9 protein-coding genes and 2 pseudogenes are annotated in these 7483 nt (G+C 60.5%); 5 read left to right on the top strand and 6 right to left on the bottom strand.

Annotated features, from left to right (window positions below):
* Positions 1-119 (top strand): annotated as a pseudogene (locus tag EOC06_RS43005) (SGNH/GDSL hydrolase family protein); the annotation flags it as partial.
* Positions 120-140: 21 nt separating this feature from the next.
* Here the strand turns inward: EOC06_RS43005 and EOC06_RS40870 are convergent.
* Positions 141-302 carry a hypothetical protein gene (locus EOC06_RS40870; RefSeq protein WP_023810961.1) on the bottom strand — a complete coding sequence of 54 codons (162 nt, stop codon included), beginning with the start codon at positions 300-302 and terminating at the stop codon, positions 141-143.
* A gap of 117 nt (positions 303-419) precedes the next feature.
* Positions 420-1367, bottom strand: a complete 948-nt coding sequence (locus EOC06_RS20435) for a ring-cleaving dioxygenase (protein WP_128308630.1) — start codon at positions 1365-1367, stop codon at positions 420-422.
* Positions 1368-1678: 311 nt separating this feature from the next.
* On the opposite strand from EOC06_RS20435, the gene EOC06_RS20430 reads away from it, so the two are divergent.
* From EOC06_RS20430 to EOC06_RS20415, 4 genes are all read left to right on the top strand, one after another.
* A complete protein-coding gene (locus EOC06_RS20430) occupies positions 1679-1846 on the top strand; it encodes a hypothetical protein (protein WP_013529241.1) in 168 nt (55 codons plus the stop codon).
* 82 nt (positions 1847-1928) lie between these two features.
* Positions 1929-2519: a DJ-1/PfpI family protein gene (locus EOC06_RS20425; protein WP_128308629.1), complete on the top strand. Its 591-nt coding sequence runs from the start codon at positions 1929-1931 to the stop codon at positions 2517-2519.
* A 72-nt stretch (positions 2520-2591) separates the two neighbouring features.
* The gene (locus tag EOC06_RS20420; protein ID WP_128308628.1) at positions 2592-2999 is read left to right on the top strand and encodes a hypothetical protein; all 408 of its coding nucleotides are present in this window, start codon (positions 2592-2594) and stop codon (positions 2997-2999) included.
* Between the two features lie 128 nt (positions 3000-3127).
* Complete coding sequence (locus tag EOC06_RS20415; RefSeq protein ID WP_013529238.1) at positions 3128-3847, top strand: YafY family protein; 720 nt, start codon at positions 3128-3130, stop codon at positions 3845-3847.
* Positions 3848-3908: 61 nt separating this feature from the next.
* Here EOC06_RS20415 and EOC06_RS20410 read toward each other — a convergent pair whose 3' ends face one another.
* From EOC06_RS20410 to EOC06_RS20395, 4 genes and pseudogenes are all read right to left on the bottom strand, one after another.
* Positions 3909-4262, bottom strand: coding sequence for a hypothetical protein (locus EOC06_RS20410; RefSeq protein ID WP_128308627.1), 354 nt, complete (start codon positions 4260-4262; stop codon positions 3909-3911).
* 33 nt (positions 4263-4295) lie between these two features.
* Entirely contained in the window at positions 4296-5822 is a 1527-nt protein-coding gene (locus EOC06_RS20405) for a tyrosinase family protein (protein WP_128308626.1), read from the bottom strand.
* Between the two features lie 120 nt (positions 5823-5942).
* The gene (locus tag EOC06_RS20400; protein ID WP_023810957.1) at positions 5943-6638 is read right to left on the bottom strand and encodes a DUF1013 domain-containing protein; all 696 of its coding nucleotides are present in this window, start codon (positions 6636-6638) and stop codon (positions 5943-5945) included.
* 307 nt (positions 6639-6945) lie between these two features.
* Positions 6946-7483: pseudogene (locus EOC06_RS20395) on the bottom strand (hypothetical protein); the annotation flags it as partial.

Below are 7483 nucleotides of genomic sequence, written 5' to 3'. Positions count from 1 at the left end.
CGCCGCGCCTGCCGATCACCAATCCGGAAGCCGGCTTTGCGTCGGACGGCTTTCACGCCTCGGAAGCAGGCTACCGGGCCTGGGCCGAGCATCTGGTTGGCCCGGTGCTTGGCAATTGAGCACCGACGACAAGTGCCGTCCTACGTCAAATGCCCGAGCACGGCCGCCAGGGAAATCGCGGCCATGGCGAGCAGTGCCAGTTTCCAGAAATCACCACGTCGCTTGAGGCCCGGCCAGCCAAGCGGCTTGATCAGTTGAATGACCATGAAACCGACGATGACAAGGGCGAGGAATTTCGTCATGCCGCCTTTGACCAGCAACGCGCCCGGCTGTCAAAGCACGTCGTTCGCTGCCTGAGAAAGAACGGACGCCGCGATCCTAGGTCGGAACGCGGCGCCCGCCTGCGACTGGGCAACGATCTACTTCAGCGGCTTGAGGCCGGCCTCGATCGAAGCGCGCTTCGGTTCGAGGAATGGCGGCAGGGCAAGACTTTCCCCCAGTGTTTCCAGCGGCTCGTCGGCAGTGAAGCCCGGCCCGTCGGTGGCGATCTCGAACAGGATGCCGTTCGGCTCGCGGAAATAGAGCGAGCGGAAGTAATAGCGCTCGACCTCGCCGCTCGACGGCAGGCGGAATTCGGCCAGCCGCGCCGTCCATTGATGCAGCGTTTCCTGGTCCGGCGCCCTGAAGGCAACATGGTGAACCGCACCGGCACCTTGCCGTGCCGGCGCCAGTCCCGGCTGCACCAGGACATGCAGCTCCGCCGCCGGCCCGCCCTCGCCCATCTCGAAGACGTGAACCTGGCCCTCCGGCGAGGCATAGTCGCGCGCCTTGCGCATGTTCATCACCGTGGTCACCACCGCCTCGGTGTTGGTGATGTCGGGAACGCTGATGACGATCGGCCCGAGCCCGCGTATCTGGTGCTCGGCCGGTACCGGGCTTTGCGCCCAGGGATGGCTGCCGCCCTTGCCGCCATCGCTGACCAGGCGCAGACGCTGGCCCTCGGAATCTTCGAAGTCCAGTGACGCATAACCGCCGATGTCGGCGATCTCTCCTGTTGCCAGGCCTTCGTCGGTCAAGTGTTGCTTCCACCAGGCAAGGCTCTCCCGGCTGCCGACCCTGAGGCTGGTCCGCACGATGCTGTGCGTGCCGCGCCGCTCGCGGCCGACCGGCCAGTCGAAGAAGGTAAGGTCGGTGCCCGGTGTCGCTTCGCCGTCGGCATAGAAAAGGTGGTAGGCCGAGGTGTCGTCCTGGTTTACGGTCTTCTTGACCAGCCGCAGACCCAGCACCTTGGTGTAGAAATGAAGATTGCCGGGCGCGTTGGCGGTGATGGCGGTCAGATGGTGGATACCTGTCAGTTGCAAGCTCATCGTCGTCTCCCTGCTGTTGGGGAAGAATTTTCTCCCTCCATATCAGACCTGCGGTCACCCCGCTGAAGGCCTCGTATTCCGACAGTCCGTCGCCGGAAGCTGAACAGCGGCGCCGAAAACAACGCCGTCGCTATGATCAATCGGAAGTCGCAAACCTGCCTTGAGGCACCGGTCGATGCGGCGAAAAGCGATGCCTTGCCTGCGGCGCGCGCACTGTCCGGAACTATTGTTCGCGCCCTGCCATCCTCCTGACAGACTGCTGTCAGGAGGGGTATGCGATAGTGCCTCTACACAGAGAGAGGAGACTAGCTATGAACGGTTATACCATTCTGCGCGGCATGCAGCACTATGTCGGCAAGATCCGGACGATGCGCAACGAGATCCGCACCCAGCGGTTCATGAACTCGCTGCCGGCGGACATTCGCAAGGATATCGGCTGGCCGGATATGTATGCGGACCGTGGCCCTCGCGGCAATTGAAGTCAATTTTCGACCGGCGATTGGATGTGGGCGCGTCAACGCCCAGATAACAGGTCCGGTGCGTGAGGATGGGAGCGAGCTTATGCCCGAACAGAAGACGATCGGCTTCCTTTTCATCGAAGGTTTTGCCGACTGGGAGTATGGGATGCTGGCGGCCTCGGCGGTCGAATGGTTCGGCGCCCGTGCCATGTCGCTGACGCCTGATGGCAAGCAGGTGACTGGCATTAGCGGCTTTCGGCTGATCCCCGATCGCTCAACAGGCGCCAGCGAGAATGCCGATCTCGATGCCATTGCCATCATTGGTTCCGACCAGTGGACGAGCAAGGCACAGCCTGATGTAGGCAACCTGCTTGCCGCCATTGCATCGCGCGGCGGTGTGGTCGGCGGCATCTGCGCCGGCACGCTGGCGCTGGCCCGCGCCGGCCTGTTCGAGAAGGCCAAGCATACCAGCAATGGCCGCGAGAGGATCAAGGGTCATGAAACCGGTTATGCCGGTGCCGAGAACTACCAGGATGTGCCGCATGCCGTAGCCGACGGCAAAATTGTTTCCGCGCCGGGCTCGGCGCCGGGCACCTTCGCGCTCGCCTTTCTGAAGACGCTCTACCCCGAAAGAGGCAGCGATCTCGCGCGGATGCGGACACTGTTTGCCAAGGAATATGCTGAAGGCTCCTGACAGTATGCTGTCAGGAGGGCCGTGCAATGGTGTCAGCTTCGGACACCGCGCATTGGCGTCAAAGGACGATCGATGAAGAGTTGGAACGACAGACTGAGCACACCAGGCATCAACGGCGTGAAGCCAACGCCGCGCACGATGGCCGATGTCGTCGAAGGCCAGCCTATGCTGGTGCCGACGGCGCGCCAGGTTGATGATTTCATCCGCTCGATTCCCGAAGGCATCGACATGGATGTGCGTGCGCTGCGTACAGCACTTGCCGTCGAGCATGGCGCCGAAGTGACATGCCCGGTCACCATAGGCTATCATCTGCGCACTGTTGCCGAAGCCGCCAACGAGGACCTTCAGCGCGGCATGGCGCTGAGTGACGTGGCACCGTTCTGGCGCGTGCTCGATGCGAAAACACCGACGACGAAGAAACTGTCCTTCGGCGCGGAGTTCGTCGCCGCGCAGCGCAAGCGCGAAGGGCTGAATCCATGAGGCACGCCGCCCAAAAGTGTTCTGCGGTTTTGGGATAACGGCATGCGCGAAAACACGATGCCGTGCCGTCCAAAAGTGGACATCAGTTTTGGGCGACATGCATAAAGACAACACCGAGGGACCATACGATGCGCCGCGCCGACAGGCTCTTCCAGATCGTGCAGCATCTGCGCGGTGGCCGACTGGTCACCGCCCAGAAGCTCGGCACGTGGCTCGAGGTTTCCGAGCGGACCATCTATCGCGACATTGCCGACTTGCAATCGACCGGGGTGCCGATCGACGGCGAGGCCGGCGTTGGCTACATGATGAGGGAGGGTTTCGACCTTCCGCCGCTGATGTTCACACGTGACGAGATCGTCGCGCTGGTCGCCGGCGCCCGCATGGTGCGCGCCTTTGGCGGTGCCGCCATGGCGAGGGCCGCCGACGAGGCGCTGGTCAAGATCGGCGCCGTATTGCCCGATGCCGAGAAAGACCGCATTGCCCGCACTGAGATCCACACACCGATGTGGGTGGTCAGCGACGCCGCCCGCGAGGCGATCGACCTGATCGAGCGCGCGGTCGAAAAACGCCAGGTGCTGACCATCGACTATTCCGACGAGGCCGGCCGCGGCACCGCCCGCGATATCCGCCCGCTCGGTCTGTGGTTTTGGGGCAAGGTGTGGACCCTGGTCGCCTGGTGCGAGATGCGCGACGATTTCCGCGCCTTCCGCATCGATCGCATCGCCTCCGTGGTCATCGCCGGCCGCATCTTCAAGCCGGAGCGCGGCAAGCAGCTTGCCGACTTCTACCGCGCGGTGGAGCGCAGCGAGGACTATGGCATGGCGCCGGATCGCGCTGCGCGCAGCTGAGAGTCAGCCCACTCATTCGGGAGATCGGTTGCGGTTCGCAGCTATTGCGAAGATCGATGATCTAGCGAAACCGGGCCTTCTTGACACAGATGATGGGTGCCTCCTTCCCGTCTTCCAAATGCAATGCTTGGAGGACAAACCGACGCTCGCCGTCCGACCCGCCATCATTGACAACGATTGTGTATGTCGAAGGACCGGCTCGGCCAAACGGCGCCACTGCACCTATGATCTCACCGGCCTCGTTCTTGATCGTTACCGACACTTTGGCGGGAATGTCGATCGTCAGTTCGAGAATTCTCACCGCCTCGGATGCCGGCCGAGGCGGTTGATTGACGGTAATGGATACGACCGGCCCACAGGAAGGGGACGATATTGGGTTAATCAGGCACATGATACTCAACGCCACCAGCTTCATGCCGCCCTCTTTGGAAGTGCTCTGCAGTTCGATTCAGAGTACTTCGACGGTAACGCTCTGCAACATGCCATCGACGGTCTGTGACGGGTTTTCCGCAATGGGTATGAGTTGCACCTTTATCGCCGATCTGGGCAGCTCTTTCTGTTCCCCAAGTGCCTTGAGCGCTACTCCAAGCGGAAGCAACACCGTAACTTCGTTGGAATGATGTTGACTGCGATGCATGGCTGAAAAGAACGAGATGGTGCCAACATAGTGCGGGTCGTCGACCGGCGTGAATTTCGACAAATAGGGGCAGTTAATATACACTCGAACGCTGACGTCCTTGGCATCGCTCGGCGGCGTAAGCGTGATACGGGTAAAGAGCTCACTACTGCTGTCATCGCCGACAACCGAGAGCGCTTCCGAAAGCCCCGTTATGGCGCCAGATGCTTCAAATCCCGACCGTAAATCGGCGCCAACGTTCAATGCGAAGAGAACGTTCGTCAGGTTGGCTGGTGGTGCCACGGGCGCTGCCGCAACACTCTCGGCACTACCCGGCTCATAGGCATAGCCGAGACCGTTCAGATCAAGGGAATCTCCGCATCGCTTGGCGAGCGGCGCCCCATCCTTTCCATGGAAGAACAGGAACGGTTCATTTTTGAACGCGTCAATATCCGCTTTGTCCGGCAAAATGGCCGAATTGGCGTTGGCTTGTTTTCTCGTCCAGACATCCCACAACCGATCGAGATTTGCGTGATGCAACCAAAAAATGGGGTCCACTGGCGACAGGAATGCACCCATGAACCCGCCAGTCCGGTAATGCACCATGCCATGCGGACCGCTCTCCAGAGTTCCCTGATGCCCCTGATCGTGGTGTGTATTGGTCTTGTAGCTAGAGAATTGGTCGAATTTCCCAACAGATAGAGCGCCTTCGATATAGGCAAGTTTTACGTTGGCTTTCGCGTCGTCAGCCAAGTCGGGGGCGTCCTTGCTTGGATCCCGCGCGCCATTGCCGCTATAGAAATGACTGTCCAACTCTGCAAGGATGCTATCAACGTCCGTAAGGGGGGTGGGTCGCACACTCAATTGGCTTAACTGCTCAGTAGTTAGGCCAGTCCACCAGCTTTTGAGCATGTCCTCGGCGCCCTCTCTGAACCTGACATAGCCTTCTGTGAAGCGGGCATTGCCGGGATTGAGTTCATCGTCGAAGAATGCCAGTGGCACCGACGGGCTTTCCGTCCAGTCCCAATACGGCAACCTGAAGGCGTCGTCACCGCTCAGTTCGCGGCAAATATTTTCGAAGTTCAGCAGATATCCGCGATGCCACGGCAGGAACCACCAATTGTCATGCGGGCAATCGAGCACATGAATAAGCGCTTGCCGAAACCAGTTGCGGCCGTCCTTGGCATCCAGAGCCAACATGGCGCCAACGGCTCGTTTGTATGAGGTCAGCGATGCTGGCGCTTTGTCTGCATATACGCGCTCCCGAAGCGGAGCAGCAGTTTGCGCAAAAACTTTTACCTGACTTGCGAGACAGAGCGCCCCACCCCCGACAAGCAAGTCTCTCCTCAATATATTCATATCCCGCGTCCTGGTGAGAAGGACGAGCCAAGAGGTCTCCGGGCTTGCCGAGCAGTCATCGATAGCAGCTACAAAAAAGCCCGCTCGAAGCGGGCTTTTTTCTTGGAATATTAGACAACCTCACTCGTCGTCGTCATTGTCCGTGTTCTTCGACTTCAAGGCCGAGAGCTTGGCGAACACGGCGTTGGCGTCGAGTTCGGCATCCTCGTCCTTCGGCTTTTCGGGAGCCGGCACCAGCCGCTCGGTCAGAGCCGCCGGCAGCAGCGTGTCGCCGACCGGCTGCGCCTGTTCGCGGCCGCGCGAGGCGCGATTGACTTCCATGTCGAGGTCGATCTGCGAGGCGAGGCCCAGCGTCACCGGGTCCATCGGCTGTAGATTGGCCGAATTCCAATGCTTGCGCTCACGGATCTGCTCGATCGTGGACTTGGTGGTGCCGACGAGGCGCGAGATCTGCGCGTCCTTGAGCTCGGGATGGTTGCGCACCAGCCACAGAATCGCGTTCGGCCGGTCCTGGCGCTTCGACAGCGGCGTGTAGCGCGGACCCTTGCGCTTGGATTCAGGCACCCGCACCTTGGGATCCGAAAGCTTCAAGCGCTGGTTCGGATCCTTCTCGGCACGGGCGATCTCGTCGCGGGTCAGCTGTCCGGTCATGATCGGGTCCATGCCCTTGATGCCTTGCGCCGATTCACCGTCGGCGATTGCCTTGACCTCGAGCGGGTGCAGCCCGCAGAACTGCGCGATCTGCTCGAAGGAAAGTGCGGTATTGTCGACCAGCCAGACAGCGGTCGCCTTGGGCATCAGCAGCGTATTGGCCATTTTACAAATCCTTCTCGTTCGCCCGCGTTCCCGCGCGGGCGGTGGTTTAGAGCCACCAAAATGGGAAATTCGCGGTCTGTATAACCGCTCTCGGGTCGTTTCGCAACGTTTTTGGAGCAAAGCCGCACCGCGTGCGCTGCGCGCTCCCAAGACCGCCAGATCGCCCGGAGCGCGGCCGCCCCCTGTTCGATGGACGGCGCAAAAATCGCGCATCAGCTTTCCCGCCTGTCGGTAATCGGCCCGACAGATCCGCCTTATCCCGGTTCGAATGTCTCGAAACGGGTGCCGGTCCAGTTGTCATCCAGGTTCAGTAAAACGGCGAATATGGCTCCAGCTCCGCTCGCGTGAAGATGGAAATGGGGTGATCAATTCGCGCGACAACGCCCGCCCCCAAATTGATGCCTGTCCCGTCGCAAACACTAAAGACTTTCGACCGCGTTCCGATCAGCACATGGACCGGTTTTCCTGCCTGGACGGGGTATGTACTGTTGTGAATGAAAAGGACCCCGCTCGCTTGTAGCGTGTCGTGCGCATTGCCGTTGCTGCTCGAAATTTCGACGTAGTCGCGACCTGCGAATGAATTGTTCGTCCAGATGCCGACAACTCCTTCCACCGAGAGCCAACCATTCGCCCAGCCGTCCGCATCGCGCGGATAGTATTGTCTGAACAGGCGATAGGTCACTCGGTCCGATAGCCAGAAAACCGTCACGTAGCCGTCCATGTCCGGCACATAGGTGAACCAGATACCGGTCTCGCTCGTAGCGCGCAGGCCATCCGAATCGTATGGGTCCAGATTGTTGGCACTGACGAAATCCATCGAGAGCGGTACCGGATCGGTCACGGCA

Origin of the sequence: Mesorhizobium sp. M7A.F.Ca.MR.362.00.0.0 (assembly GCF_004023175.1) — a bacterium.
GTDB lineage: Bacteria > Pseudomonadota > Alphaproteobacteria > Rhizobiales > Rhizobiaceae > Mesorhizobium.
Note: the sequence above shows the minus strand (reverse complement) of the source record. Positions and strands in the feature narration are given on the sequence as shown.

What these genes read in the sequence shown, in the direction of transcription:
- EOC06_RS20425 (WP_128308629.1), top strand. Translation starts at nt 1,929, where the DNA reads ATGCCCGAACAGAAGACGATCGGCTTCCTTTTCATCGAAGGTTTTGCC.
- EOC06_RS20405 (WP_128308626.1), bottom strand. Translation starts at nt 5,822, where the DNA reads ATGAATATATTGAGGAGAGACTTGCTTGTCGGGGGTGGGGCGCTCTGT.
- EOC06_RS20410 (WP_128308627.1), bottom strand. Translation starts at nt 4,262, where the DNA reads ATGAAGCTGGTGGCGTTGAGTATCATGTGCCTGATTAACCCAATATCG.
- EOC06_RS20430 (WP_013529241.1), top strand. Translation starts at nt 1,679, where the DNA reads ATGAACGGTTATACCATTCTGCGCGGCATGCAGCACTATGTCGGCAAG.
- EOC06_RS20435 (WP_128308630.1), bottom strand. Translation starts at nt 1,367, where the DNA reads ATGAGCTTGCAACTGACAGGTATCCACCATCTGACCGCCATCACCGCC.
- EOC06_RS20400 (WP_023810957.1), bottom strand. Translation starts at nt 6,638, where the DNA reads ATGGCCAATACGCTGCTGATGCCCAAGGCGACCGCTGTCTGGCTGGTC.
- EOC06_RS20420 (WP_128308628.1), top strand. Translation starts at nt 2,592, where the DNA reads ATGAAGAGTTGGAACGACAGACTGAGCACACCAGGCATCAACGGCGTG.
- EOC06_RS20415 (WP_013529238.1), top strand. Translation starts at nt 3,128, where the DNA reads ATGCGCCGCGCCGACAGGCTCTTCCAGATCGTGCAGCATCTGCGCGGT.
- EOC06_RS40870 (WP_023810961.1), bottom strand. Translation starts at nt 302, where the DNA reads ATGACGAAATTCCTCGCCCTTGTCATCGTCGGTTTCATGGTCATTCAA.